The 25921-nt window shown below is 61.4% G+C and carries 28 protein-coding genes and 1 tRNA gene; 16 read left to right on the top strand and 13 right to left on the bottom strand.

Annotated elements, in window-relative coordinates; genetic code table 11:
• Position 1: 1 nt before the first annotated feature.
• On the bottom strand, positions 2-1012 hold the full coding sequence (locus tag HMPREF3130_RS08370; protein WP_016421444.1) for a metal ABC transporter solute-binding protein, Zn/Mn family: 1011 nt from the start codon (positions 1010-1012) through the stop codon (positions 2-4).
• 317 nt (positions 1013-1329) lie between these two features.
• Here HMPREF3130_RS08370 and HMPREF3130_RS08365 point away from each other — a divergent pair, with 317 nt between their 5' ends.
• The gene (locus HMPREF3130_RS08365; RefSeq protein WP_016421443.1) at positions 1330-2436 is read left to right on the top strand and encodes a LacI family DNA-binding transcriptional regulator; all 1107 of its coding nucleotides are present in this window, start codon (positions 1330-1332) and stop codon (positions 2434-2436) included.
• 103 nt (positions 2437-2539) lie between these two features.
• On the top strand, positions 2540-3163 hold the full coding sequence (locus tag HMPREF3130_RS08360) for a flavin reductase family protein (protein ID WP_016421442.1): 624 nt from the start codon (positions 2540-2542) through the stop codon (positions 3161-3163).
• Here the strand turns inward: HMPREF3130_RS08360 and HMPREF3130_RS08355 are convergent.
• From HMPREF3130_RS08355 to HMPREF3130_RS08345, 3 genes are all read right to left on the bottom strand, one after another.
• On the bottom strand, positions 3145-3621 hold the full coding sequence (locus HMPREF3130_RS08355; RefSeq protein WP_016421441.1) for an META domain-containing protein: 477 nt from the start codon (positions 3619-3621) through the stop codon (positions 3145-3147). The two genes, HMPREF3130_RS08360 and HMPREF3130_RS08355, sit on opposite strands and share 19 nt — an antisense overlap.
• A 14-nt stretch (positions 3622-3635) precedes the next feature.
• Complete coding sequence (locus HMPREF3130_RS11375; RefSeq protein ID WP_070429750.1) at positions 3636-4013, bottom strand: hypothetical protein; 378 nt, start codon at positions 4011-4013, stop codon at positions 3636-3638.
• Between the two features lie 277 nt (positions 4014-4290).
• The gene (locus HMPREF3130_RS08345; protein ID WP_016421439.1) at positions 4291-5919 is read right to left on the bottom strand and encodes a threonine/serine exporter ThrE; all 1629 of its coding nucleotides are present in this window, start codon (positions 5917-5919) and stop codon (positions 4291-4293) included.
• Between the two features lie 359 nt (positions 5920-6278).
• Here HMPREF3130_RS08345 and HMPREF3130_RS08340 point away from each other — a divergent pair.
• Positions 6279-6354: transfer RNA gene (locus tag HMPREF3130_RS08340), tRNA-Thr, on the top strand.
• Between the two features lie 112 nt (positions 6355-6466).
• On the opposite strand, the gene HMPREF3130_RS08335 is transcribed toward HMPREF3130_RS08340, so the two are convergent.
• Complete coding sequence (locus tag HMPREF3130_RS08335) at positions 6467-7930, bottom strand: tyrosine-type recombinase/integrase (protein ID WP_083276368.1); 1464 nt, start codon at positions 7928-7930, stop codon at positions 6467-6469.
• A gap of 32 nt (positions 7931-7962) precedes the next feature.
• Positions 7963-8151, bottom strand: coding sequence for a hypothetical protein (locus HMPREF3130_RS11270; protein WP_141737799.1), 189 nt, complete (start codon positions 8149-8151; stop codon positions 7963-7965).
• 280 nt (positions 8152-8431) lie between these two features.
• Between HMPREF3130_RS11270 and HMPREF3130_RS08330 the strand changes: the two genes are divergently transcribed.
• Entirely contained in the window at positions 8432-8656 is a 225-nt protein-coding gene (locus HMPREF3130_RS08330) for a hypothetical protein (RefSeq protein WP_070429748.1), read from the top strand.
• A 305-nt stretch (positions 8657-8961) separates the two neighbouring features.
• On the opposite strand, the gene HMPREF3130_RS11370 is transcribed toward HMPREF3130_RS08330, so the two are convergent.
• On the bottom strand, positions 8962-9135 hold the full coding sequence (locus HMPREF3130_RS11370) for a hypothetical protein (RefSeq protein ID WP_168157920.1): 174 nt from the start codon (positions 9133-9135) through the stop codon (positions 8962-8964).
• A gap of 79 nt (positions 9136-9214) precedes the next feature.
• Between HMPREF3130_RS11370 and HMPREF3130_RS08325 the strand changes: the two genes are divergently transcribed.
• The 9 genes from HMPREF3130_RS08325 (at position 9215) to HMPREF3130_RS08290 (ending at position 19790) form a co-directional block, all read left to right on the top strand.
• Positions 9215-9973: a hypothetical protein gene (locus tag HMPREF3130_RS08325; RefSeq protein ID WP_070429747.1), complete on the top strand. Its 759-nt coding sequence runs from the start codon at positions 9215-9217 to the stop codon at positions 9971-9973.
• A gap of 255 nt (positions 9974-10228) precedes the next feature.
• The gene (locus tag HMPREF3130_RS11170; protein WP_083276367.1) at positions 10229-10414 is read left to right on the top strand and encodes a helix-turn-helix domain-containing protein; all 186 of its coding nucleotides are present in this window, start codon (positions 10229-10231) and stop codon (positions 10412-10414) included.
• A gap of 69 nt (positions 10415-10483) precedes the next feature.
• A complete protein-coding gene (locus HMPREF3130_RS08320) occupies positions 10484-13744 on the top strand; it encodes a bifunctional DNA primase/polymerase (protein WP_070429746.1) in 3261 nt (1086 codons plus the stop codon).
• A 1065-nt stretch (positions 13745-14809) separates the two neighbouring features.
• Positions 14810-14989: a helix-turn-helix domain-containing protein gene (locus HMPREF3130_RS08315; protein ID WP_070429745.1), complete on the top strand. Its 180-nt coding sequence runs from the start codon at positions 14810-14812 to the stop codon at positions 14987-14989.
• Positions 14982-15923, top strand: a complete 942-nt coding sequence (locus HMPREF3130_RS08310; RefSeq protein ID WP_070429744.1) for a hypothetical protein — start codon at positions 14982-14984, stop codon at positions 15921-15923. Before HMPREF3130_RS08315 ends, HMPREF3130_RS08310 begins: the two co-directional genes overlap by 8 nt.
• A 5-nt stretch (positions 15924-15928) precedes the next feature.
• Positions 15929-17989 carry a DNA polymerase gene (locus HMPREF3130_RS08305; RefSeq protein WP_070429743.1) on the top strand — a complete coding sequence of 687 codons (2061 nt, stop codon included), beginning with the start codon at positions 15929-15931 and terminating at the stop codon, positions 17987-17989.
• A 26-nt stretch (positions 17990-18015) separates the two neighbouring features.
• Positions 18016-18555, top strand: a complete 540-nt coding sequence (locus HMPREF3130_RS08300) for a hypothetical protein (protein WP_141737798.1) — start codon at positions 18016-18018, stop codon at positions 18553-18555.
• Between the two features lie 22 nt (positions 18556-18577).
• A complete protein-coding gene (locus HMPREF3130_RS08295; protein ID WP_070429741.1) occupies positions 18578-19171 on the top strand; it encodes a hypothetical protein in 594 nt (197 codons plus the stop codon).
• A 208-nt stretch (positions 19172-19379) separates the two neighbouring features.
• Positions 19380-19790, top strand: coding sequence for a hypothetical protein (locus HMPREF3130_RS08290; RefSeq protein ID WP_070429740.1), 411 nt, complete (start codon positions 19380-19382; stop codon positions 19788-19790).
• Positions 19791-20109: 319 nt separating this feature from the next.
• Here the strand turns inward: HMPREF3130_RS08290 and HMPREF3130_RS08285 are convergent, their stop codons facing one another.
• From HMPREF3130_RS08285 to HMPREF3130_RS08265, 6 genes are read right to left on the bottom strand one after another with little or no spacing between them, the layout of a single operon-like run.
• On the bottom strand, positions 20110-20748 hold the full coding sequence (locus HMPREF3130_RS08285; RefSeq protein ID WP_070429739.1) for a hypothetical protein: 639 nt from the start codon (positions 20746-20748) through the stop codon (positions 20110-20112).
• A 9-nt stretch (positions 20749-20757) separates the two neighbouring features.
• Positions 20758-22707, bottom strand: coding sequence for an FtsK/SpoIIIE domain-containing protein (locus HMPREF3130_RS08280; protein WP_070429738.1), 1950 nt, complete (start codon positions 22705-22707; stop codon positions 20758-20760).
• Positions 22708-22716: 9 nt separating this feature from the next.
• On the bottom strand, positions 22717-23454 hold the full coding sequence (locus HMPREF3130_RS08275) for a hypothetical protein (protein WP_070429737.1): 738 nt from the start codon (positions 23452-23454) through the stop codon (positions 22717-22719).
• Positions 23447-24079, bottom strand: coding sequence for a hypothetical protein (locus HMPREF3130_RS08270; RefSeq protein ID WP_070429736.1), 633 nt, complete (start codon positions 24077-24079; stop codon positions 23447-23449). Before HMPREF3130_RS08270 ends, HMPREF3130_RS08275 begins: the two co-directional genes overlap by 8 nt.
• Before the next feature lie 46 nt (positions 24080-24125).
• Positions 24126-24251 carry a hypothetical protein gene (locus HMPREF3130_RS11580; protein WP_256364868.1) on the bottom strand — a complete coding sequence of 42 codons (126 nt, stop codon included), beginning with the start codon at positions 24249-24251 and terminating at the stop codon, positions 24126-24128.
• A complete protein-coding gene (locus HMPREF3130_RS08265; RefSeq protein ID WP_070429735.1) occupies positions 24248-24442 on the bottom strand; it encodes a MerR family transcriptional regulator in 195 nt (64 codons plus the stop codon). The genes HMPREF3130_RS11580 and HMPREF3130_RS08265 overlap by 4 nt, the downstream gene beginning before the upstream one ends.
• A gap of 223 nt (positions 24443-24665) precedes the next feature.
• On the opposite strand from HMPREF3130_RS08265, the gene HMPREF3130_RS08260 reads away from it, so the two are divergent.
• From HMPREF3130_RS08260 to HMPREF3130_RS08255, 3 genes are read left to right on the top strand one after another with little or no spacing between them, the layout of a single operon-like run.
• Positions 24666-25067, top strand: a complete 402-nt coding sequence (locus HMPREF3130_RS08260) for a DUF6011 domain-containing protein (RefSeq protein ID WP_070429734.1) — start codon at positions 24666-24668, stop codon at positions 25065-25067.
• Positions 25064-25201: a helix-turn-helix domain-containing protein gene (locus tag HMPREF3130_RS11165; RefSeq protein ID WP_160310018.1), complete on the top strand. Its 138-nt coding sequence runs from the start codon at positions 25064-25066 to the stop codon at positions 25199-25201. The genes HMPREF3130_RS08260 and HMPREF3130_RS11165 overlap by 4 nt, the downstream gene beginning before the upstream one ends.
• 1 nt (position 25202) lies before the next feature.
• Complete coding sequence (locus HMPREF3130_RS08255) at positions 25203-25412, top strand: hypothetical protein (RefSeq protein ID WP_070429733.1); 210 nt, start codon at positions 25203-25205, stop codon at positions 25410-25412.
• Positions 25413-25921 lie beyond the last annotated feature (509 nt).

The following is a 25921-nucleotide window of genomic DNA, read 5'->3' as shown; positions in this document are numbered from 1 at the left end:
GTTATGCGGACTCCATATCGGAAAGGGTTTTCTTGTAGAGGTCAAAGAACGACTGGTCAGCGCTCGGCGACTCAAAAACATCGACGATTTTAACGCCCTTTGCCTTGGCAGCCTCGACGAGTCGCTGCGAGACCTGGTCGTGGGTCTGCGGTGCGTCGATGAGGTAGTCCAACTCGCCGGACTCAATCAGCTTCAGCATTTCATTGACATCGCTTGCCGACGGCTCGGACTCATTCAGTGTGGACTGACGGTAGCCCTTCGGGGTGATGTCCTCGACCTTCGTGTCCTTCAGGATGTCATCGGCCAGCGGGTGAACCTGAGCAACCTTAGCGGCCTTGAGCTTGCTCTTGGCCTCTTCGATGTCCTTGATTTCCTTATCGACGGCCTTGGTGTCGGCCTTGGCGCCCAGCTTGGTCAGAGCTTCGGCGAGCTGCTCTGCAGTTTCTTCAACCGCATCGGTGTCGTACCAGACGTGTTCGTTGGCTTCGCCGTCATGGTGGTGGTGCTCGTGGCCTTCGTGGTCGTCGTGACCTTCGCCATCATGCTCGTGGCCTTCATGGTCGTGCTCGTGGCCCTCGTGATCATGGTCGTCGTGGCCCTCGTGATCATGGTCATGTTCGTGGTCATGGCCTTCTTCCTGCGGCAGCGCAGAGATGATGACCTTGTCCTTTGCGTCACGCAGAGAGGAGGTCAGCCATGCGTCGTAATGCCCGCCACCTGCGACGAGAATATCGGCGTCCTCTACCTTTGCCATGTCGGCTGCGGCCGGTTCGTAGGAGTGAGGGTCGATGTCGTTGGACGCGATAATCGGGTCGATGGAGACCTTCTCGTCGTCGGTGACTGCGTCGGCGACGTCTGCCCAGACCTTGGTGGAGGTGACCACCTTAATGGTGTCTTCGGACTTGCCCGCGGACGTAGCGCTGTCATCATTGCTGGAGCATGCGCCGAGACCTGCGACGAGGCCGGCGCTGGCGACTAGCGCCGCGATGCGCGTGGAAAAGCGTGCCTTCATATATGTATCCAATCCTGTTGCGGGCTGAATTATTCCTTTTATTCAGCTCCTGAGCATCAACCGCTATTGAAAACAGTTGTCTTTTAGTTCAAAGAACATAGTAGGGGCTGCGGAGACCCAGTCACAAGGCGGGCCTCTGCCGGAGTGGCCGAAATGACAGTCGCGCACATTCGTTGGGTAAAGTTGTCCGCGATTAGATGCGTGTGATGCTCGTTGTAGTTCTTTTCCATAAAATCGAGGTTTTCTACCTGAGGTAGCTGGACGAAGATATCTGAGCGGGCAGTCGCTGTTGGTTTTTCAAGAAGGGTCGGTATTCCGTGCAAAGTCGGCGTCGTCGTGGCACCTTGGCTTCCATCGCTGCAGAACTTGGGGTCTCGCGCACGACTGTGTCCAACGCGTACAACCGCCCTGACCAGCTCTCGGAGAAGTTGCGGGAGCACATCTTGGAAACTGCGGAGCGGCTTGGCTATCCCGGGCCGGACCCAATGGCTCGCGGTCTGCGCATGCGCCGGGTTGGCGCCATCGGCGTGCTGTTCACCGAGCACCTCCCGTTCGCTTTTGAAGACCCTGCGTCGGTGGATTTTCTCGCCGGCCTCGCAGAGGAGCTCGGCGAAATGGGCGACTCCATGTTGGTCATTCCAGCTTCCTCCGAGGAGGGCGGGGACGTAGATCTCAATCTGATTCGGCAAGCGGTGGTCGACGGTTTCGTGGTCTACTCCGTCGCGGACAACGACCCGTTCCTCGCTGCCGTGCGCGCCCGTGGCTTGCCGACGGTCGTGTGCGACCAGCCTGCAGATGCGGTGGCTCTACCGTTTGTGGGCATCGATGACCGTGAGGCCATCAAGCCCGCGGTGCGACACCTGACTGAACTGGGACATCGCAAGGTGGGAATCTTGTCAGTGCGATTGTCGCGTACCCCGAACTCGGGATATGTCACGGAGAAGCGGCTGGCAGAAGCTCATCACCAGGTGCAGAAGAACCGCGTCGAAGGTGCGCTGGAAGCGCTTGCCGAGGCTGGTATTCAGCAGGTGGATGTGCCTATCATCGAGCGCCACCTCAATGACCGCGAGAATAACCGCGATGCGGCTCGCCAGCTGCTGACCGACAACCCGGATCTCACGGCGGTGGTCTGTACCACGGATACTCAGGCAATTGCGGTCTTGGAATATGCCAAGGAGAACGGAATTCGTGTTCCGGAGGACCTGTCCATCACAGGCTTTGACGGAATCGAGCGCGCCCTCTTCCACAAGCTGACCACTGTAATTCAGCCGAATAGGCAGAAGGGCATTGCCGTCGGCCGCGCGCTGGCCGAGGAGCTTGAGGCCGCACGCGAGGACAGCGGTCGCGCTCCTCGCGTCTTGTTGGAGACTGAGTTTGTCGTTGGATCGACAACCGCAGCGCCGTCGGCACCGTCAGCCGGGTAGCGGGCCGACGAGGGTAACAACATCGTGGCGCTATCGGGGGCTCTTGGGGTGGTAAACCCCACCTCGTCTTTACTGTGTTCGGATTCAGATTAAGGTCTATTACATGACAGATTCAACAAATTCGAGCACCGACCGATCAGCTGCGGCTCTCAATAGTCCGGAAGCTACCCGCGACGACCATGTCGAACTTGGCGGCCCCGTCGAATTGGATGAAATGTCTATCCGTGGCGCGATGAGTGAGTTCACCACTGGCGTGACCATTATCGCCACCGAGGATGAAGGCGAAGCGTACGGTTTCGCCTGCCAGTCTTTTTCCTCGCTGAGTCTCACTCCACCGATGGTTCTGTTTACTGTCATGAAGACCTCGCGGTCCTGGCCGCATATACGGAACGCTGGACGCTTCTCCGTCAATGTGTTGGCCGAGGATCAGGAGGATATCTCGGCAGCCTTCGGCCGCAGTAATGGCGAAAAGTTCAAGACGGGGAAGTGGACCCGCTCTGAGCTGGGCAACCCTTTATTGCACGGCTGCTCCGTGTGGATTGATTGCACCGTCGTCGATGTTTACGAAGGCGGCGATCACTGGATTGTGACGGCGGATATTGTGGCTATCGGCAAGCGTGAAGAAATCAATCCGCTCATTTACCACCGCGGTTCTTACGCACGGGTTTCTCACCCCGGCACCGATGCGCCTGTCGATCAGAAGTGGCGTCAGCGCCCCTCGGTGTAACCCGAAGTTGTCGCAGTCCAGCCACGGCGATCCTCGCCTGGCTTGGGGTCTTTCATCTCTCGCATGCGCAGACCATTGTTGTCCTGCGTGTAGACGAATTCGCCCGCCACAATCTTGTGGAAACGCTCCGAATAGGTCTGCGCCTGGTCTGAGCAGTCCAAACTGCGAGTCTGCTCCGGGGTACCGAATTCGACCGCCTCGCCCTTCCACTGCAGCGAACCAGAGCCGTTGCCACAGGAATCAGCGAAGGTATATGTTGTCTGCCCCAACGTAATAGTCGGCGCCTGAGTTCCGTCCGGCACACCGTGGGGCAGGTTTGGGTCATCAAAGATCGCGGTTATCTGCCATTGCTTGCCGACGATCTCCGCTGCCGGCTTTGCCTGGCATGCGGTAGCCGTCATGGACACTGCCGCAACGACAGCTACTGCGGCAACCGCTTTTTTCCCGCTCCGACCCATGCTGCGTGACCCCGTTAGTTAGCTGCCTTCTTGGTGGTCTTCTTAGCAGCCTTCTTCGTCGTCTTCTTAGCGGCCTTCTTGGCAGCCTTCTTCGCCGTCTTACGAGTGGTCTTCTTTGCGGCCTTCTTGGTCGACTTCTTCGCAGTCTTCTTAGTGGACTTGCGTGTGCGCTTTGCGGTCTTCGGAGCGTTTTCCTTCACGTATTCCTCGTGAACCTTCTTGAAGCTCAGGCCTTCCTTCTCCACTCCGAGCATGCACATCAGAGTGACGGCATCGTAGAAATCCTCGGCGAAGGTAGCAACAATTCGCCGTGCGCCAGCAGCGGTCTTTTCTTCGACCTTGTGAAGAGCCTCGTTCTGAGCAGTGCGAGTGTCTGTGACCTTCGGTGGCACGAATCCTCCTGGCAAGCATGGCCTTAATTGCGCCCCATACACCTACTTCTGCCAGCCATCTCGCCACATGCTCCCGGCACTGAGCTCAACCGAGTTCAGTGAAGAAGGAATGGGATTGTGATGACGCAGTTTCAGCTTTAAGCGCTACTTACAATTCAAAAACCTTATTCTACCACGTTGTTGATAGGTCGCGCGGTGTGGATAATGCTCCCATGGATACGGCTAGTCCACGCAGCGGCTGTCCCGCGGATTGAGCAGTGGCTGCCCCGCGGAATGGCTAGTCCACACGCGGGTTCATACCGCCCTTGAAGCGGTAGTTGCGTGGACGGCGAGGCTTGTTCCGCGGATTCACAGGACGGATGCGACGCATACCGGCCCGGATTGGACGGGTCAGGCCACTGTCTTCGCGCAGTGCGCGAGGGCGACGGAGCCTGCGCGCCATCCATTCACCGAGGACAATACCCGCAGCTAGTGCCGTCGCAATGCCTAGCGCTGAGGCTAGCGCCGTAAACCCCTTGGTCGGGTGGTCGTGCAGCAGTGCGTGCATACCGCGGTAGATCGTCATACCCGGAAGCAGCGGGGTTACGCCTGCCACTGCCGTAATCAGCGGCGGGATGGACCAACGTCGTGCCAGCAGGCCACCGATGAGACCAATCAGCGTTGCTGCCGCGCCTGCGCTGGTCACCGGATGAACTCCCAGTGGAGTCAACACGTAGTAGTAGGTCATCGACCCCAGCAGAGCGACCGTTCCGGACACTGACAACGCGGTGAACCCAGCATTCGAGGCCAACGCAAATGCGATTGAGGCGGTAGTTCCCGCTATCACCCTCACTGTCGCCTGTGCCAGGTTGAGGTCAGAACCCGCGATGACGTCGGGAAGCGGAATGCCCAGCATTCCGGAAAACTCGATGCCCATTGCGATGCCAGCGACGATTCCGCCGGTCAACAACATGGTGTCGAAGAAGCGCGCGGAGCCAGTCACAGGTGCGCCGGTGATGCCGTCTTGCAGTGCTTGCACGAGGGTTAGGCCGGCGAGCATCACGATAATTCCCGAGGCGATCAGCCTGGATGGCTGCATCTCAAAGGGGAGATACGCCTGCGCCGCATTGAGCACAGCAGCGGAGAGCGTGGCAATGAGACCGCCGACTGCATTCTGAAAGAATGTGGGCAACTCGCGGGCAGCGAGTTCACCAATCACGATGACGATGGCCAGTGTGACCGCAGCCGCGATAAGGGCGACCTCGAAACTCGAGCCGAGCAGCACTGTCACAGATGAAGCCAGCAATGCCCAGCCAGTGTAGATGACGCGGAGGCGGTATTTTGCGGGCTCACGCTCGACCTTGTCGATAGCCTCAATAGCCTCCTCCAAGCTCAGGTGGCCCGCGCGAATTCGGCGGATGACACGGTCGGTGTGACGCAAGCGCTCGAAGTCGGGCACTGGTGCGGTGACAACGCGCATCGCGGTAATAGGGGTACGGCGCGCGCCGATGAGGTGGTAGACCGTCACGGAGGTCAACGTGATATCGACTTGGATTTGGGTGAGGCCATAGGCTGAGGTCACGGCCTTAATTTGTAGCTCGGTATCGCGGTTGCCCGAGCCACATGCCAGCAATAGCCCGCCGATGCGAGCAGCGAGATCGAGTACGGCCGTGACCTGACTCGGGTCGGAATAATCGATCGGTGCCAGCGGCAGCGGGGTAGTAGTCGAGTGCACTAGGTCGACAGTTGCCGTTGGGCCGGAAACGAAATCAATCACGCGCTGCTTGAAGGTGGACTGACCTTCGATTGCAGGAAACTGGGTCTGCGGAGTGTCGTCGTAAGAGACAGTGGCTTCAGCGTCGTAGAGATCATTCTTCGCAGCGGAGTTTTCTCCGGCGTTGGAATTGCTGTCACCAGCGAATGACATGTCGACACTTCCTTTCCCCGATACTGCCTGGGGTGCATTGCAGTGATGCTGCAAAGACGCGATGCGGAGACGTTGCAGAAACATAGCCCCAGTGATTTAGCGATAGTCACACTACCCCGTCAGTGACCGAGAATCTTAATTCGTTTTTGAGGCGGTGAATTTGCCTATCTGAGCGGGGCTTTTAGCGTGTGGAAAAGTGTTCAAGAAGTGCGGTTGCAGTTTTCCTGTGGTGTCGTTTTTAACTTCTGCTTGCCAACCTGTACAATCGCCTGTCAGCGGCACAGCTGAGTTCGATTCTCAGGTTGACTCTGATTCTTTCGAGCCAGCGACGGCTAACGCCAAAAGGTCGCTTTAAAGTTGCCGGGATGGCGCAATTGGTAGCGCAACTGATTTGTAATCAGTAGGTTACGGGTTCGAGTCCCGTTTCCGGCTCCAAAACCCCAGGCCAGGAAGTTTTCCGGCCTGGGGTTCTTTGGTTTAAAGGGTGCAACTCCGGAAAAACTCCGGAAAAACTCGGCCCGAGTCCAGAAAACCCCCTCGCGGAGGGCTAACCGAACAACCGCAGCGCGTCAGCGGCGAACGCCTCAATCACGGCGCTGTTGTCTACGTCTACAGCGCGATTGATGTAAGCGGCCTCGGTAGTGGAGGCTGACGCGTGACCAAGCTGCAAGGTCGCCAGCGCGGCGTTGCCGGTTGCAGCCATGGCAGTGGCTACCGTGTGACGGAGGTCATGGTAGGAGATAACCGGCGGCAGCAGTTCACGGTCGGCCTGCACCACGTCGTCGCCCGAGCGGTGCGGCAAGCGTGCCCACGTCAGAGCTTCGGTGAGGGTTTTGCCGGAGCGGGTCATGGGGCGGGTAGGGTCGTCGCGCATAGGCAGCACCCATGGAGAGAGCACCTGCTGGGAGCGCCAGCGTCGCAGCACAGGAATCACTGATGGTGGCAGGGCGATACGTTCCTGGACTCCGCCGGTATCCCGCTTCTTCTGTCGGTGCGGGGTGACCCACCACAGTCGGGAGTCGGTCATGTCAAAGTCCTCCCAGCGGAGGTTGTTCACCTCGGTAATGCGCAGACCAGTAGAAAGTAGCAGTGCGAGCTGGGGCACGAGCCACTGCGAACGCGGTGGAGTTGTCCGCAGCGTAGTGGTCTCCGTGTAGGCATGAACCGCGCGCATGAGTGCGCCCATCTGCTCACCGCGGAGAACACGCGGGGCTGACTTCCGTGCCGCCGGTACCGTAGGCTTGGCTATCTCACGCAAGGGGTTAGCGGGCACAACGCCGTTATCGGCTAGCGCAGTGTAGAGGCCACGCAGCACAACCCACGTCATTTCCGCGCGCGACGGATATAGCAGCGTCGCAGGGTCTACGTCAGGAATCGGCGCGGTTACGTCGGCAGGTAGCGGGTACGCGGCTAGCCCCTCGGAGCGGCGAACCGCCGCCCACTTATCCCAGGCGGCAACGATTTTCCGCTGCGTGTCGCGTCGCTTCTCGACCTGCGCCTGCTCCTTGGCAATATCTTCGGGAGTGGGGCGGCGCTGCAAGTAAATAAAGTCGCGCGCAGCTTTGTGCGTCACCTGCCCCACGGTGAGGTGCAGCCCCCGCTGGGGGTCGGCGATGTAGTCCGCGACGTAGCCGTACACGCGCGAGGTCTCTCCATGGACGCGGGTTAGGTCTTCGGTGTCGTCGCTGGTGCGCAGCTCAAGCCAGGCGCGCGCTGCGTCTGCCAGCGGAGTGTCGATAGTAACACCCGACCACGTGGACGAGGAGCCGCGCGCCAGTGCCGCGTCAACCTTGGCATGGGCTGCTTCCACCGCGTCCGTCTGCCGTACCCGGTGGACACGCACCTCGGAGGACTTACCGTCCCACCCGCAGTAATAGATTGTGCAGTTCCAGCTGCGAGCCTTGTGACCCGGCGTGTTGCGCACGGCACGCGGGATTGTTTTCCCGTCGCTGTCGAGCGGGGTCAGGGTAGGTTCTCCGCGCTGGCCGGGTGCAAGTTTCGGTCTGGGCATATGCCTAGTCTAGTAGGTACAGCGGATACCTTTTACCTGCACGCCCGCAGCCATGCAGCAGTCTCCACGCACGCGGCGGCATGCACTCCGGCCAAGGTGCCAGCGGGCACGCCTAACAGCGACTCCGCCTCGGCGGTAGAGATACCACGCGCAGCAGTGTGGACACCGGTCAGGGGCGCGGTGCCTGCGAGGATACTGCGAAGAGCTGCAAGGTCTGCCATGCGGGTCTCCCCGCCCCGGGCGCGGGGGAGGGGGATTGCGCCCGGGGCACGTCTGAATATAAAGCTACATTTGCCAGGCCGCGCGGCGAGGGTACCCGGTGCTAGTGAAACGGCCCCCTGCACCGTCCTCTGGCGCAGGGAGCCTAGCCCAGGGCCGACCACAAGGGGCGACCTGGCTATAGCCTACAGGTTCGCACGGCTGTGCGAAAGTGCCCGGCGCTAGTCCGGGGTGCCCGATACTGTGGCAGCGTATCTAGCCCAGGACACCTAGGAGTTGACCATGATTGACCTCGACAAGGCAGTATGCAACAACCGCACCATGATGATAACTTTCCCGGAAGCAGTGTTTTGCTACGACGACCGCGAGGTCTACACCCAGGCGGTATTGAAGCTGAACATGTTAATTTTTGGCTTCGCCTCGGGTATCAGCGACGCGTTACCGCAGATGAGCCTAGAGGAGCTAGAGGCGTACCTACCCAGCCCTCAGCAGCTCGTCACCCTGTAACCTCCGCAAGCCCGGTCGTCATGGCCGGGGTTTTCTCATGTCGCCAGCTGCATGGTCATTATGACCATGCAGGTATGGTCATAATGACCATGCCTTGCCAACCATTGCCATAACGACAATGGTTAGCGGGGGCTTTTCAGGCCGCCAGCCGCCGTAGCGCGCCAACCGTGGTCGTCATGACCACGGTTGGCCAGGACACCCTGTCGAGACGCTTATGCTGGCGGCGGTATCCAACCCCAGGGTTTCAGTCGTCCCTCTTAGGGGTACAACCGTCCCTCTTAGGGGTACAAATGACCGGGGTTTTCTCATGCCGCCAGCCGCCGCAGCGCGGCCACCGTGGCGGCCTCCTGCGCCGTAGCCGGGCGCTCGTGACCGTTCAGCAGTGAGGCGAGGCGGTAGGCGGCTACCGGACCACTGGCACCCGCCACAGGCCGCCCGACGCGGCTCACGGTTCCCTCGGTCAACTCTACGACGTACATTTTAGGTCTCCCTGGGCATAGAAAACATGTGTCAAAACTTGCCTCCTATTCTACTATTAGTGCAGGTAGAATAGGGTGCATGACACAGAGAATCGAAGTCAATATCGAAACCACACGGCACGCCGCGGTAGAGACCCGCGCCATTGCCGCCGACCTCCGCCAGCTCGCCGACGACACCGTGACGGAAATGCTTGCCGCAGTGAAAGCGGACTTTTCCCAGGCCAGCCAGGACGGCCAGGTATCGCCGCTGTTCACCGCCCCGCTAGCCGCCGTCGAGGCTGCACTGGAACGGTGGCGCGTGGCGCACTACGCCTACGCTGACAGCCTGGACAGGGCAGCCGCGGGGCTGGACGCGACCGCCAACGCAGCCGAGACAGCCGAGACGGACGCTGTAGCTGCCGCCGGGCGCGTGGAGCCGGGCACGGCGACCAGTCCAGACCGCGGGCCTGACTACACGCACCTCGTTGAAAGCAGCGTGCGGGAGCCTGACCGTGGCCCCGACCTCACCCACCTCGTCGAGAGCAGTGTGCGGGAGCCAGACAGGGGGCCTGACCTCACACAGCAGGTGGAAAGCCACGTATGGGAGGACGCGGAACCCGACTACACGGCGGAGGCAGAGCACGCAGTCCGCGGGCCACTGAAGCCGGGCGACGATGTACCGCACGAGTGGGAAAACTCCGAGGCGCTAGCGGCTCACGTCCGACGCGGAGTTGACTCCTCCGACGAGGGCAGCCGCGTCGGGCCGACCATCGACGGAAGCGGGGAGAGGGTGGAAAAGTCGCGTCGGGCCGTCTCCTGGACGGAAGACGTTTTCGCCGTGCCGCTACACACCGACTGAATCTAGCCCCGCGCCGCTTGGTGCGGGGCACACTTGGGGGACAAGGAAACCGCAGGTCGGCCCAGCGGTAGGGGAGTGGGGCGGGTAGCACGGGGAGGGTGGGGAGTCAACGCGGAACTGGCGGCGGGGGTGGGCGCTAGTGACCTGTAGAGATGTGTTGACACAGGTCAACGCATAAAAAAGACCTTGTAAAGTGGTCACGATTGGCCATATAATACGGGGGTGACCGAAACTCGACGAGGTAAGGAGCACCCCATGAGTCACATCACAGAGGCAGAGGCCGCCACCCGGCTCGGCGTATCCCGCCGGACGCTACGACGGTGGCGCGCGGCAGGCCGCGATGTTCCCGCACACGCCCGCCTGCACGGGCGAATCGTCTACGACCGCGAGGACGTAGAAGCGTGGACGACCCGCCAGTTCACCCCGCGAATCGCCGCCTAAGAAAAACGAAACCCCCGGGCGGTCACCCAGGGGCTTCAAACACAGTTACTAGAAAAGGAACTAACTCCTATGACTACAAGCGTATCAGACAACGCCCCGATTGTCTGCACTATCGACGACCCTGCCGCCCACGGTGAGCAGGTAAAAGCTACCGCGCGTGAGCTACTTGCCGCGGGTTTCCGCCCCATGCTGGTGGGCGCACCCCAGACCCTCGACAGCGAGGCCGACCGGCGCATGACCAAGGTTGGCGCGCCGCAGCTCCCCGGCGAGGAGGTGCGCTGGACAGCGAATAAGGGCACCGACGATATAGCCCACATCGACCGCGGCGTGGAGCTACGCGGCGGAATCGTGAACCTCGCTGTCGTACCGTCCGCCACCACCATGGCGGTTGACATTGACGGCGACCAGGAATGGGCCGCTTTTTCCACGGCAACGGGTCTCGACGAGGCCGCCGTTTACGAGACGACTCCGGGTAGCCACGCCCACGGGGAGCGTGCCGCGCACGACCAGGGCCGCCACGTCCTTATCACTATCGACGAGGGCGACACCGAGCTGCTAGAGGCCAAGGCAGAGCTAGGCAAGTCCCACACCTGGGATATCGACGGCACCTCCGTCCTGTTCCGGTTGAACGGTGGCTACGCTGTAACTTACCCCTCGGTGCGCGCAGACGGTCGTTTTAACGGCGGTCGTTACGAGCGCACGGGAGCAATCCGCAAATGTCCGCCTGCCCTGCGCGAGCACATCATCGCCGAAGCGGAGAAGAAGCGACAGGCAGAGGCCAAGCGCGACGCTGGCTGTAATGTGCAGGGAGCCGTCGAGGTCGCCACAGTAGACCCGGAGGCGTTGCCGTCCGGGTTCGGGCGCGTCGGCGAAGCAGCACGTGAGCACGAAACACTGCGCTGCACAGCTTTCCTGGCTGCATGGGAACAGGAACGCACCATTGAGTCCGTCCTCACTGACCCCCGTGTCCCGGAGGAGTGGCGCTTCGAGTACGCCGGTACCGACGGGGCGGGAGTAGAACAGTGGACAGCTCCTGGCCCACACACTAGCCCCCGGTCGGCAGTGGTAGGTCGCAGCACCACTACAGGTAACGAACTGCTCAACATCTTTTCGCCGAATGCTCCTGACGACCTCAAAGCAGCGTTTCACGACGCTACCGAGGGCAATCAGCCGTACGGTGCAGGCGCTTCCTACGGGGCGTGGCAGCTGACCGTAGCCCTGGTCTACCGCGGCGACTGGCGTGCGGCCAAGGTGGGCGAGGGGCTAGCCCTCCCGGAGTTCGCCGAGCAGGGTTTTGGTGTCCCGTTGCGGGCAGACATGACTGCGGAGAGGACATCTGCGGAGTATGACCAGTACCGCCGTGCGTACCTAGCGGCGCGGGGCTTCGAGTGGGCAGAGGACTACCCGGCACCGTGTCGATACATTGACGCTGTAACTGTGGACGGTCAAACTACCGTCTACGTGGAAACGTCGGGGGAGGGCAGCACTGGCCACGAGGAGGTGACGGGGGCGGACACTGCTGCAGCCACTACGGAGGAGGCAACACTGTACGCAGTACAGCTGAGCCAGTCGTCTGGTTTCCTGACGCTAGACCCGGAGGCAGGGACACTGACTGCCGCCCCTGCAGTGACAGAGTTGCCCACCGCCGAGCCACCCGTAACAGTTACCCCTGCAACATCGACCCCGCCACAGGTGGCAGCGGTGCAGCCGCAGGCGGTGCCGGAGCAGCCACAGCTGCAACCACAGGCAACAGGGGAGCAGCTGCAGGAGTCCACCCACGACCGTCTCATGCGGAAAATGAACGAGGTGCTGGATAAGTGGGTGCCGGAGATTGAGGCCGGTCTGGGGCGCGCGCTTACTGCCGAGCAGCGCGACGCGTTGGGGCGCACGCTGTACCCAACTGCGTTTCGACATGACCCACGCTTCACCGAGCTGCTGGACGTAATCGGCGCGCCGATGGGTACCGAGAACAACTGGTACAAGTCGGGTGGCCCGGTAGCTCCCGAGGTGGTGGCGCAGCTGTTCAACGACAGCGAGCTAACCCGGGCAATCTACTGGAATCACGTAGACAATAATCTGCCTGGCTCCCCGCTGGGCGGGATTATCGCCACCCTGCTGGGTACAGTCCGCCGGATTGACCCACGCGTGTCGTCCTCACCTATCGGTAACGGGCAACCCTTGAGTCTGTTCACAGCAGCGGTGGGGCGCGCAGGTATCGGTAAAACGTCCTCACTGGGTATCCCGAAAGGTATTCGGTTTACTGACCCAGGACATGCGGGCCCTGTCAGTGACGACGAAGTGCTGGACTATGACCGCGCGGAGCAGCCCATCTCCTCACGTGCCATGGGCGAGCTGTTGGTTACCCTAACCCCTGACCCGGAAACGAAGAAGCAGGTTTGGCGGCCTGCAAGCCACCCGACCATGCGCATTGTGGCCGACGAACTATCCATCTACCTGCGGGAGCTGTCAGGCTCCGACGTGTCGGGGCTGGGCACACTCACGGCAGCGTTCTCGGGAACCAACTTCGTTGCAGGTTCCTGCCGCAACGGGCACCTGAAAACCCCGGAGCACTACACGGTGACCCTGGAGGCAGGTATTCAGCAGGACACCGCGCACCTGCTGCTGGAGTCGGCTGGTTTGGGTCTGCTGCAGCGTTTCGTGTTGTTCCCGGCAGCGTGGCCGTGGTCGCAGGTACTCGACGAACGCGACATTGCCCGTCCACAGCGACCGTTGGCCGAGCAGCCACCCATCACACTGCCGATAGTGGGCGAAAGTTTTAAGTGGTGCCCCGAGATGTTCCAGGAGTACTACATGAGCCAGGAGCTGCGAGCAGCTGACCGTGTACCAGCATGGTTGGCAGCACGCGCACACGAGCTACCGCTGCAGTACCGCGTGGCGTGCATGTATGCCGCGGTGCAGGGGAGGGCCGACCTTACCGCAGCTGACTGGGATTGGGCGCGACTGCTGGTGAGCCGAGTCAGCTCCCGCACCCTGGACGGGCTGCAGGCTGCAGCCAAGGCACAGCAACGTCAGTCGTCTACAGCTAAGGGTGGTCAGCGTGCCTACGAGCGCCTGGGAGCGGAAGAGGCACTGGCAGCGGAGCAAGAGGAGCTGCTGCAGGACGTGCTGACTCGCCTGGGTGAAGAATACGGAAACGGCGACGGCTCCCCGGTGACCGAGAGTGCGGTGTGCCGCAGGTTCTCCGGCGGTAAGCGGCGACGCGTCAAGGACGCACTGACCACGCTGCTGGAGATGGGTAAGGTGGATATGGTTATCACTACTGGCAGTCGGGTAGGTAAGGCATACACACCACTCGATACGGCGGTGTAATCCCGCTGACAAAACCCCGCACCTTTTTACAGGGTGCGGGGTTTGTCATGTACGTACTGTGTAGATGGGTACCATGCGGAGGTATTTACAAGGGTGCATTCTGTATCTAAGGGCAAAAATACTGATGTCTCCTTAAAAGCGACGGTAAAAGCGACGGTAAAAGCGACGGTAAAAACCCCCTCTGACCTGCAAAAGCGACAAAAGCGACAAAAGCGACGGGTGGGGGTGTGCGTGGGAAAACGAAGAAGTTTTCTCCTCGCGCGTACAACGAGAGTGAATAGTTATATTTTTATATACATCTCTTGTAAACTGCTCCTTTTTCCTGCGTACGACGAGAGTAGATAGTTATGTTTTCATAAACAGCTCTTCGTCTATTCAACTTTTCCTGTTTCCGCTCCACGCACACCCCCCCCCCGTCGCTTTTGTCGCTTTTGTTACTTTTGCAGGTCAGGGCATGTTTTGGGGTGTCGCTTTTGCGTCGCCTTTAGCGTCACTTTTAAAAACAGCAGTGTTTTTTTGCCCCCGGTACACGGTTTACCGTCGGCTTGTTTCCTTTCCCGTGCCTCGTAGTCCCGTACCTGAGTTGTCTGACCGCAGTCTCCTGCGGGCTGTGTAGGGAGCGAGTGCTTGCTAACCGTCCCATGGGACGGCCTCGGTGTAGGTACCCCCGCAGGTTCCCCGAACTGTCTACTAGGTTCCCGGTGCCCGTCACGCGTCCTAGCTGTGCCCGTGGGTTGTCAGTTAGGGGCATGGTGTCCCTTGCTCCTGGTGCGCCCCGCGTCGGGCCAGGGTGCCCGTTCCCGCGCCTGTAGCACGCCTCCAATCGTCCGTAGCCCACTGTCGGGTAGTTCTGCCCGACGCGAGCTACAGCGCGTCTGTGCTGGCTAAGGTGCGTTTTAGGGGTGCATACTGAATTGAGTACAGAGCCTACTATCACAGTGTCCGTCCTGTGTCTAGCAATTGTGGCAAATTCGTCACCCGAAAGGGTGGACAAGGGTGTCCACCCGGGTTTATATTTAAGTCAGAGAGTCCGACAAGCGGACACTGACGATAGGAGCAGACACCTTGAGAACCGACGACTTACTCACCCAGACAGCGGCAGCCGCCGCCCTCGGTATTTCCCAGCGCACCATGCAGCGGTGGGCAGCAGAGGGCCGCGGGCCGCGCGTCCACTACGTACTGGGCCGCCCCGGCTACAAGCAGGCGGATATTGACGCGTACGTGCGAGGAGGCAGCCATGCCTAACGTCACGTTTTCCGTGTTCGAGGAGCTAGGCGCAGGCAACAGCCTCATGGTGACCGCCCGCGACGACTACAGGACGCTCGGTACCGCCGAGCTGGATACCCGCCGCGAGGGCAGCTTGACGCTGGCCGCATGGTCGCTACACTCCGCCACCGCAAGCGACCTGCGTATGACCGAGCAGCAGGTCGGCGACAACATCTACGCGGCTGTACGACGCGCAGGTCGCAGCCTCGACGAGTACCAGGCAGCGGAGGGTCTGCTGGCACGACTGGCCCTCATGCTCAACATGCAGATGACCGAGCAGAGCGTCACTGTTGTGAGCGGCAGCGAGGTCACCTGGTGCGGCTGGCGCATTCGTGGCGACCGCGTGGCGCTGCTGATTGACGACACCCTGCGCGGGGAGGCGTGGACACTGCGCCAGGCTATCGACGCAGGCCTGATGGTGCGCTACACCCTGGCCGCTGGTGACGAGCGTCTGGCGCGTGTCGCCCGCGCCCAGGCGCTCCTAGGGGAGGCCACCCCGCTGGCACAGGCGGTAGAGGCCAGCTGCACTGGCTCCTCGCCGCGCGCCGAAGCGCAGGCGTACCTGCGCGGGTGGGCTGACAACTTCATCGACGAGCTGGTGGAGGAGTGCCGCTACATGTACCCGGACGCGATGTACCGCGACGGCACCCTGACCCTCGGCTCATGGTCAATCGAGGAGGAGCGCACCGAGCTGGCGGAAGTTATCAGCGGCGTGGAAACGGGTGAGCTGGACTCCCTGGCCGCGGCACTGACCGCGCTGTACGACGGTGGCCTCACTCCCGTGTGCGGCGACCTGCCGCAGGAGCCAGCACTGCGCCGCGCGGTAATCGCCACAGCTGACGAGCGGACAGCTACAGGCGGCATGGAGCCGGGCACTGCGGCTATCGTCGAGCTGCTGGCAGCGCAGGAGTAGCGACCATGTTGGATTATTTCGCTGGCCGTTCCGAGTACCAGGCCGACCGCCCCGTCACCCCTGCCTGGGACGGCTCCCGCGTTATCAACGGTATCGAGATTGTGGCAGGTACGGGAGCCGCCGACGGCATGAAGCGGCTGCTAGCACGTAACGCCCCTCTGGCGGCGGACTGCGAGACGACGGGAACGGAGCCGTGGCAGCGGCGACAGGTGAGAGTTGTCGTGTTCGGTCATGCTGACGATTACAACGCGCCGCTGGCGGTGGCGCTTGACCCACGCGACCCGGAGCAGCTGCAGCTAATCCGGCAGGGGCTAGCGGAAGCGCCACAGCTTCTTTTTCACAACGCGTCGTTCGACGCGCCAGCACTCTACGAGTCGGGTATCTGCACCGACCTGGAATGGATTGACCGGCTGTTCGACACAGTGGTGGCCGCCCGTCTCGTCCGCAGGTGGAATGAGACGCAGACTAACACGTTGTCGGCGGACTTGGAGCAGTCCTTGCACACGTACCTGAAACTCGGCGACCCGAGCGCCCAGACTTTCGCCCGCGTCAAAAAGGCGCATGGTTTCTCGTCCGACGCTGATTGGTTCGCTTCTGCCGACATTGACATTGCTGCTTACCTGGTAGGTGCCGCCGCCGACGTGGTACATCTGCCGCGACTGGCACACGTCGTCGGTCAGTACGTCGAGCGCATGCTGACTAGCGCTGACAGCGTATACACCAACCCCGCCGTGTGCTCGCCGGAGCAGGCAGCGCACCTCATGGAGCGCGAGCAGACCGTCAACCGAGTGCTACTGCGCGCAAACCTGCGGGGCTTCAAGATTGACGTGAACTACGCCGAGCAGTACCTGGAGGCCGCCCGTATCCGACTAGCGGAGCTGGCGGAGTACCTGCTGTCACTGGGGGGGGGGCGAGACGCACGACCTGATAATGAGCCGTGGAAGCGGTACTCACTCGTGGGCGAAGCAATCACAAACACTTTGGTCACCGACGGGTGGATTGACCCTGCAACCTGGCCGAAAACCGGCAAGGGTAAAGGAAAAGGTAAAGGAAAAGGTAAGGGTAAGGGCAAGCTGTCACTTGAGAAGAAGCACCTCAAGAAGTGCTGCGACCCTAAGACGGGAGAGCTGGAGCCACGAGTAGCCGCCCTCATTGAGTTCAAGGAGCTTGCCAAGACCGCGAGTGACTACGTAGTTAAGTCGCTCGCGTCCATGCATACCGACGGGCGTATCCGTCCTAGTACCTCGGTGCTGGGAGCAGTGACAGGTCGAATGTCGTATAGCGGTATCCCGCTGCAGCAGTTCGACAACGCCGCCCGAGGCATTATCGAAGCCAACAACTGGGTTTCGCTTGACTGGACAGCAGTGGAGCCAGTGATTGCAGCCGCACTCGCAGGGCAGTGGGATTACGTAGAGAAAATTGAAAACGGGGCTGACCCCTACATTCCGATTGGTCGGGAGGCTGGAGTAATCCCCGCGGATATTCCTGATACCCCGCCGCCCGGCCTCACTGAAAAAGAGGCCGAAGAGTTTCCGTGCGCCAAGAACCACAAGGGCAGGAAACAAGCGAAAACCATTCTGCTGGGTCTCATGTACGGGCAGCAACTACCGTCGCTGGCGAAGTCACTGAACCTGGACATTGCCGAGGCAGAAGCGCTGCAGCGCAAGGTGTTCGAGGTCGTTCCCCGCATGGCGGAGTACCTACACGGGCGAAAAACCTATGCCGAGCAGCACGGGTTTGTGTGGTCGGCCAGTGGCCGCCTCATGCCCATCGAGCGAGGGTACAACGGGGAATGGAAAGGGTACCTTGGCCAGAACTACACGTGCCAAGGGTCGGCCTACGACATGCTGGCGGAGACCATATACGATGCCGAGCGGCGGGGGCTGGGCGACGCTATCCACCTCGCCATGCACGACGAGCTGCTGGTGGACGCGGCAGCAGTCGCCGAGTTCCAAGACATTATGGAGGCCGCCATGCACAGTCTGGTGCGCGTCGCGCCCGAGGCAGTAAACCACAAGTTCGTTACAGATAATCACGCGCTCCCGGAGCGCTGGAGGTCAGTGTAATCATGCTGGGAGCAGAGTCACTTTTCATGCCGCTTATGACGGTGCGAGACAACACGGTAGAGGCCGTAGAGTTCGTCGCACACTCCATGGCGGTAAGCGGGGTAGCGACCGTTCTGTTAGACCCCGAGGGGCGAGCGGTGGTCGATGGTCGCACGAAACCCATGCAGAAGAAACGACCGTCGCCGGTGCTGGAGCCGGGTAACGGTCGCGCCGCGCAGACTGCACGCGAGGCAGTTGTCAGGTGGTCGGAGGCTAACGGCGGAGCCGTCCCGCAGATAGCCGCCGTCGTCCGCGACACTGACCCCTTTATCTTTCTCACGGGGGCAGGGCTAGAGCAGTGGTGGCAGGTCACGGGTGGAGGAGTGTGCCCGCCCCGAACGTTTGGACGGTTCCTGGTGGTGGAAGGGATTACCGCAGGGGTGGCGCGGGGCACCCAGCAGCTACAAGTCGCCGGAGTCGGCTCCATCGTCCCGCTGCCCCCTAGTGGCGACGTGTACATGACCGCGGACACGCTTACCGCGCCGCCCGCCCTAGAGGCAGCACTCATGCGCCTGCCGCAGCTGTAGGTATCGGGCAGAGAGGAAAATCATGCACATCTTCGAACACGACGACGGCACTGTGACCGCCACCTGTAGCAGGCGCAGCGGAGTCGTCACCTCTGTAACTTTCACCCCGGACACGGCAGAGAGGGTCACTGCCGCCGCCGAGTGCCTACCGGGCGACCCGGAGGAGCGCGAGGACGACCTGTACCTGGCGCTGTCGCGGGTGTGCCGCGCCCCTGCCGCCTATGTGGCGGCGCAGCAGCGGGTCGCTGATTTGCTCGACGAAATGAACGACGAGGTAAACCCCGCCGAGGTGGAGCTATCCTCGCTGGGTGACTTCACCTGGCGGCAATGGTGGTTCCATGGAGCGGGTACCCGCCGCCTGCTCCGGCTGCTGTTTAGCGACGTGGTGACACTCGGGCAGCTGGTCGAGGAGGCACACCGCACCGGAGTAAAGCTGACCTACTCGGACGTGTTGGACGATGTTGACGTGTACCGCGTCGCCCGGCTCGGCGACTACTATGCCGGGCCGCCTCACTGGGCAGACCGCGCGGTGACCGCCTACGTGGAGAATGCCCTGGTAGTCGGCTGCGGTAATCTCGCAGCAGACGCGCCTATCCTCGCGCGCAAGACCGCGTAAGCTACCCGCCACCTATCCACCCGCCCCGCCCGACGCGACTTTGCACTGTCTCATGCAGCAGTGCAATCGCGCCGGGCATTTCTTATGTCTGACCTAGGAAAACGCACCCCGCTGACGAACAGGTTTCCTATCCTGCACCCTGTTTACAATCGCACACACGTGTTAGAATAGGGTCAAGTGTCCAGAGTTGATTAAAGGAGCGTACAGAATGGATACATCGTTTTTTGAGCGTCAGCAGGAAGCTATGGCGCGGGTAGCGGAGTCGCAGGAGTCTTACGACCGTGCAGAAGCCGCGTACCAGGAGGCCGTGGCCGAGCGGACGGATACCTACGACGCGGTAAAGTCAGAGCGCGAACAGCGCATGGCAGCACTTGAGGAGGAGCAGGCGCGTGCCCGTGCCGCGCTTAACGAGCAGATGGACAATGACTACGCCGAGACGCTGGCAGAGGCAGACCGTACGGTGAACTCGGCGGTGGAGGCGGTCAACGCGGCGCAGGACGCTTGGCGCGAAACTATCACCGCCGAGGTCGAGTCGAAGACGGTCACTCGACCGCAGATTGAAATGGCGGGGCTGACGCTGCCGCAGCGCCGCCACACGCACCGAAAGGCCGTCGCATAGCGACCCGCACCTAGCCCCCAGGTATTTCACCTGGGGGCTTTTCACGCGTCAAAACTCGTCTGCTGCCGTGCGCTGTGACAGGCTACCGGCAGCAGGGAACAGGCCGCCTGCGGCAGGTTGCAGGTGGTAGGCAGACCGTGCCCTGTACCAGGCGCTAGACCACCGTCTAGACCAAGAAAAGTAAACCCTGTATCCGGGGAATGGACATAGACTCGGAGCGTTAAACCCCTAGACGCTTAGGGTTAAAGTCCTAGACGCTAAGCGACAGAAAACCCGTCCCAACCCAGGTTTTCCCAGGAATGAGGCGGGTTTTCGGGGTCTAGGCCCGGGAAATCAGAGGGTCGAGCGGTCTAGAGCCGGGTACAACCGCCAGTCGCGCCGACATTAGAGTGCTCGAAGTGTCCATGAGCCGGGCTACATCTGCCACTGCTAGACCGGCCATTCGATATGCGCCCAGTCCCCTCGTAATCGCCAGCCGGTCTAGCTCGGTCAGCTTCTCGCAGGCCAGCCAGGCTGCCACGTCGCCTGCGTCAAAATGAGCCTTGTCCTGGCTGCTTTCTATCCCCACCTTGCGGCACTTCCATGTAAAACGTAGCTGCGCCAGCGCCTGCCGCATGAGGCGTGTGGCAGCCTCCGTAGGGGCAGGCGGTGCAGTCACGGGCAGCGTTTTCAAGCCGGGCGCGCGAGTAGTTACGAATGCAAACAATCGGTTTTGCGATACGCCTGCGAGTTTCGCCACAGCCCGCTCCGGCACGCCGAAATTGAGCAGCGCACCTAGCGCGTCGCGGTGCCATTGCAGCGTGCCGAGCTGTCCCGCGGCCTCCAAATCACGGAGCAGCGCGGGGGCTGCGGCCCACATCTCGGGGTCGTCGGCAGCGTTCGCCGCGGCCTGTAGCCGTGCCTCTAGCTCCGCGCGTGCGCGCCCTGCTGCGTCGAAAATCTTCTTAGTGTCTTTCATTGTTTCCTCCTAGTGATAAGTAACGTGCTCGTTGCCAGTAATGCGTGCCTCGTGGCCGCGGTAGGACGGTGAGAGCACGTCGTACTCGGCTGCCCACGGCAGCGGTTTCCCGGCTAGCTGCGACTCGGTAACCCGCACCCACGGCAGCTGTGCCAGCTCATCGCAGGTGTAGTCTTGCCACCTCGGCGGCAGCTCCTCTCCCTTTTTGCGACCGGCAGGTTCGACTGCCGCGTCGAACATTGGCGCGAGACGCGGGGTGACGTTTGGAATGGTTTTGTAGACTGCTTCGACTGTCCGCCACGTCTTGCGAACGTCCGCATTTTTCTCCCCGTCCAAGCGGCCTGGCACATACCCGTAGGGTGCTGCGACGCGCTGCGCGGTGACCGCGCCGCTCGGTAGCGTGCTCATGGCGATACCCTGGCCCGGAGTGCCATGAGGTATCGCCGCGGACAATTCTTTGGCGGTCTCCGCCGCGTCGCCAGCCACCACGCCCAGCGTGTAGGTCTCGGGCACACCCAGCGACAAGCGGGCCTTAATATTGCCCTTCATATCGCCAGGAAAAGTTTCTGCATACAGGGTCTGCGCCACGAAAAGCACATGGATACGGGCAGCACGCGCCTTTTGCAGAACGGTCGTCAGCTTCGCCTGCACCCCAGCCCAACCCGCGTTCTGCGGGTGCGACTTCACGTTGATGGACTTCGCGAAAGCACCATATTCGTCGAACAACACAACGAGCGGGCGAGGCTCGTAGACCTCCCCAGAGATAGCTGCGGCTTTCTGCTGCGCGTAGCGTCGCTCCATCTCGGCGTGTACCCACTGGATAAGACGGACATGCTCCGCGTCAGTCGAGGTATACATGGCTACATTAGGCAGGTGCTGCACCAGGGGTACGTAGTCAGAGCTACCTTTACCGTCGGCAATCATAACGTCGGCACCCGCCAGCACACAGCTAGTGAGTAGCCAGCTTGCCCAGAATGACTTACCGGAACCTGTGCCGCCACCGACGAGTGCGTGAGGCGACTGCGCCATGGCAGCCGACAGTACCTCACCGTCCGCCGTGCGACCCTGCACCCACGACAGACGCGGGTACGCGGCAATCGAGGACGCGTAAAAATCTTCCAGCGTCTCGGTACCCGTAACGTGCAGCTGTTCGTCCGCGCCTGGCACCCACGGGGTCATGCGGGCAGCCCGCGGCGGGGTGACGATTGCCACCCGGTCGGCAGCCAACCGGCGCAGTTCAACGTCGCATTTCACCACGCCGCGCAACTTCTCGACGGTGCGGTTCCATACATCAAAGCCGACAGTCGGCGGAGTTTTCACCACCAAGTAACCGCGCTCGTCGCCGGTCACACCCCAGCCCTGTGGGGTAGGACAGAGATAGTTGGTCACACCGTCCGCGCGTTTAGTTACGTAGGCCAAGCCGAGCTTGTGCATGGTGCGGTTCCAGTGCGCCAGCGTCGTGGACTGCACCAGCTCCCACAGCTGCCGCGCGTCCCGCTTTACCAGTTGGTAGCCACGTGTCGCCTGCATATCGTGACCTGCGACCTGTGCCGTGAGGCCAGTACCGGTCACGTCGTAGAACCCCGCCGAGCGTAGTGCCTCTACCGCGTCGCCCTCGTCGAGTTCCAGCGTCAGGCCCACGCTGTCCGGCTCGAAACGCACCACGTGGTCGTGCCACGGCTGCGGGGAAAACGCTGCTCCGTACACGCGCAGCAGGTCGCGCACCGCCTCGGCGGGCAGCTTGCCCACACCCGGCTCATGGAAGCTGCCGCCGGTTACGTGCTGGGCTAGCTGTGCGTACTTTTCGCGGTATGCTGCCAGGTCTGCCACAGCCTCCTCGATAAGCGCCGAGTCGCAAAAACCCTCGTCTACAGTGTCCGTCTCTGCGGCCTGCTCCATGTCGCCGGTAACCTGCGGCAGGAGGTCGTCGCCGAGACCGGCGAAAAAGTTTTTAGCCATTTTCCTCTCCTAAACGTTTGTCCATGATTCCGTTGCGACCTCTGCGTCCGGGCGGTCAGCGGTCGTCATAGTGAACACAAAATTTCCGTTCGCCCGGTCGATGTGGAAGTCGAACAGGTCTTTTACATTGAGCCGTCGCCTAATGCGTTCTTCGTTCTTTTCCAAGTCGGCTAGCTGGTACTGACTAGGCGCGTAGATACGCGCTTCCACGTCGCCGGTTTCCGCCAGCGGTGTCAGCGCTACCGTGCAGCAGCCGGTACGCACGGCCTTGCCGTTGTCGTCGTAGGTGGTTTTCGCCATGCCGCCCGCTTCCAGCGCCTCGTCTAAATCGGCGAAGCGACCTTGACCGTTCTTCTGGTTGAAAATCACGGTGACCGCGCTGCGGGGCAGTACCTCTATCTCGTAGCGCCGCCCCTTGAACCATGCGAAAAGCCACAGGGCAATGGCGGCCACCGCCGTGTACCCGGCAGCGGCGTTGTGCAGCAGCACCGACACCAGGTACAGCACCGCGAGCACGGCGAGCCAGCGGAGCCACCGCCTGCGCCATGTCGGCTGCCACAGCCACCTCGGCGTGTTGATGTGCGGCAGGCTCCACTGCGGGCGGGGCAGCCCCAGCCAGTCGAGCAGCCCGACGCGCCTGGCCGTCTCCTGTGGCTGAGCAAAGTCCACGTCGGGGTCTCCGAGCGGCTGCATGAGCGCGGTCTCTGTATCGTCTACCGGGTAGAACGCGCGGGTTTCATCATTCATTGTTGCCTCCGCAAATCATGGTGTAAGCCACTAGGTAGGTCGCGTACGGCTGCCGCACGCGCCCCTCGTCCAGCGCTTCGTTATAGATGGAGTACCGCTTGGAGTCGCTAACTTCGCCGCAGACCCATGCCTCTTGTGGCAGCTCCGTGCGCCAGCCACGGTCGCAGCCGTCCGGCACTAGGTAGGTATCAGCGTTCGGGTCAGCGTTGACCTGGAACGCGGGCGGTGTACCAGTGCCCACCCACTGAAAACATGCCTTGAGTATGTCGGGACGATACGGGCGGACTTGCCCGAGGTCGTCTACAAGCTGCTGCCCGCGCTCATACGGCGACGACGTGGTAGACGGAGACGGCTGCGGGGTAGCGGTACTGGTCACAGCCGGGCTAGCGGTCGCCGCCTCGCGGCTGGTACTAGTGCCATGCGGCAGCCACAGCCACACCGTGAGTAGCGCGAGCGCCGTGCAGGCGGCGTACGCGAGACGCGATACCTCACGAGGGTGCGGACGGCCACCGCCGTACTTGGCGGTAATTAGCTCGGGGCCGGGCAGCGTGGAGGAGAACTCCTCAAACTCGCGTTGCGCCCCGTCGCTGTGGAACGGCGGAACGTCAAGAATTACGGACTTCACGGCTCTACCTCCTCTCTAAATGTCACTGTGACGTTTTCCTGTGTGCTCACAGCAGGCCTCCCAGTAGAGATAGGAGACTGCTCGGGTCGATTCCCGCAGCTGCTCCGCCGCCACCGGCCAGCAGGAACCCCAGGCCGACGTAACCGAGTTTCTTTTTCAGCGACTTGCTCATTTCCCGGTCACCAGTCCCAGCGCCTCGCGCAGCGGGCGGGCAGGCCACCGCAGCACACGACCAACCTGCACGGCGACGATTTCCTTGTCTCCGACGCTGACGCGCCTGGCGCGTGTCAGTGTGCGCGGGTCAACGTGCAGGAGGTCGGCGACCTGCTCCGTGGACAGGGTGGAGGGGGTGCTTCTCGACATTTCAGTTTGCCTTTCACTACATCATCTGTTAGCTAACTACATCTTACTACTACTCGGGACAGTAAAGTCAAGGGTTTAGACTTAACTTGATTGCTAAGTTGCCTGGTGGGGTTTAGAATGGAGGTGTGGCAGGGCATTTCCGCAGGTCACCGGCAAACACACAGGTGAGAGCGGCGAGGTTCTGACACGGCGAAAATCAACTTGACAACAGGGAGTTTTGACCATGACAACCGGATTACCCCCGATTACATACGGAGACGACACTCTCCGCTATCTCCGCACCGCGTCGCCGGAGGACGTGCAGCGATGGGTACGGGAGCAGGCCGCAGTAATCCGCGACCTTGATTTGCCTAGCAGCCAGCGCGGCTGGGTAATCGACGAGGGGCCGGTTCCCTTGGAGCTAGCACCCTACTGGGCTGTTCGCCGTGCGCTGCGAGGGCGTGGCCGCGACGAAGAGGTCACCCGTGCGCTCGATAGTCTGCGCCACCCTGTCGAGGAGGCTCCCGACGGTTACGGCACCGCTTTCGTGGCACGCTGCTCCATCTGCGGCAAGCCACTAACTAATCCCCGCAGCTTAGCGCGTGGAGTCGGCGACGAGTGTTGGGGAAAGGTGGGGGTGCAGTGAGGCCGCGACTGATTACCGAGGAGCGCACTGACCTGGTGCGGTGGCTCGACGAGCAAGGAAAGAGTACAGCGGAAATCGCCGATATTCTGCGCGTGAGTCCGTCTACCGTGCAGCGAATGAAAAGGAGTATCTAAAATGCAGAAGTTTAATAAGCCGCTTGCCGCAGTGATTGCGCTGGTAGCCGTGACATGCCTCGCGGTAGCGGGGCTACTAACCGTCGCTATCTACCAGGCGCAGGATACGGCGCTACCGCCAGGCGCGGCGCGGGAGGTAGACACTAGCGGCGACAGCTACCCGACGGTTCCCACGGAGGGTGTTGCACCCGACGACGCAGGGAGCCTGTAGCAGGTAGTCGGTAACCGAGGGGCTGGGAGCAATCCCGGCCCCTTTTTTTTCTATGTGCGGGGCAGGAGGCGCGCCTGGCAGGTTTTCTACGGGGAGCGAGGGGCGCGAGGCCTGCCGCAGACACCTCGCAGCCACCGCACAGTAGGTCATGTACCCAGGTCACGGCACATATCCGGCTCCGGGTTTACTCCTGAAAAACTCCGGAAAAACTCCGTACAATCCCAAATACTTGCCTCAAAATCAGCAAGGGGGCCCCCTGGTACCCCGTGAGAAATGGCTTTGACAGGCATAAATGGTATTTTGGGGCCAAAACGTTACAGGGTAACCGTAACAGTAGGTTACGGGTTCGAGTCCCGTTTCCGGCTCCAAAACCCCAGGCCAGGAAGTTTTCCGGCCTGGGGTTCTTTGGTTTAAAGGGTGCTCGCGTCCTTTTTGGGTCCTTTTTCGTCGCTCCAATGCAAAAACCCCCGCGCCAAGAGGGGTTAAGTAAAGAAAAGTGTGTCTTTTCC

Source organism: Corynebacterium sp. HMSC14B06, from assembly GCF_001807075.1.
Lineage (GTDB): Bacteria > Actinomycetota > Actinomycetes > Mycobacteriales > Mycobacteriaceae > Corynebacterium > Corynebacterium jeikeium_D.
This window is presented reverse-complemented; position numbering and strand designations above follow the sequence as displayed.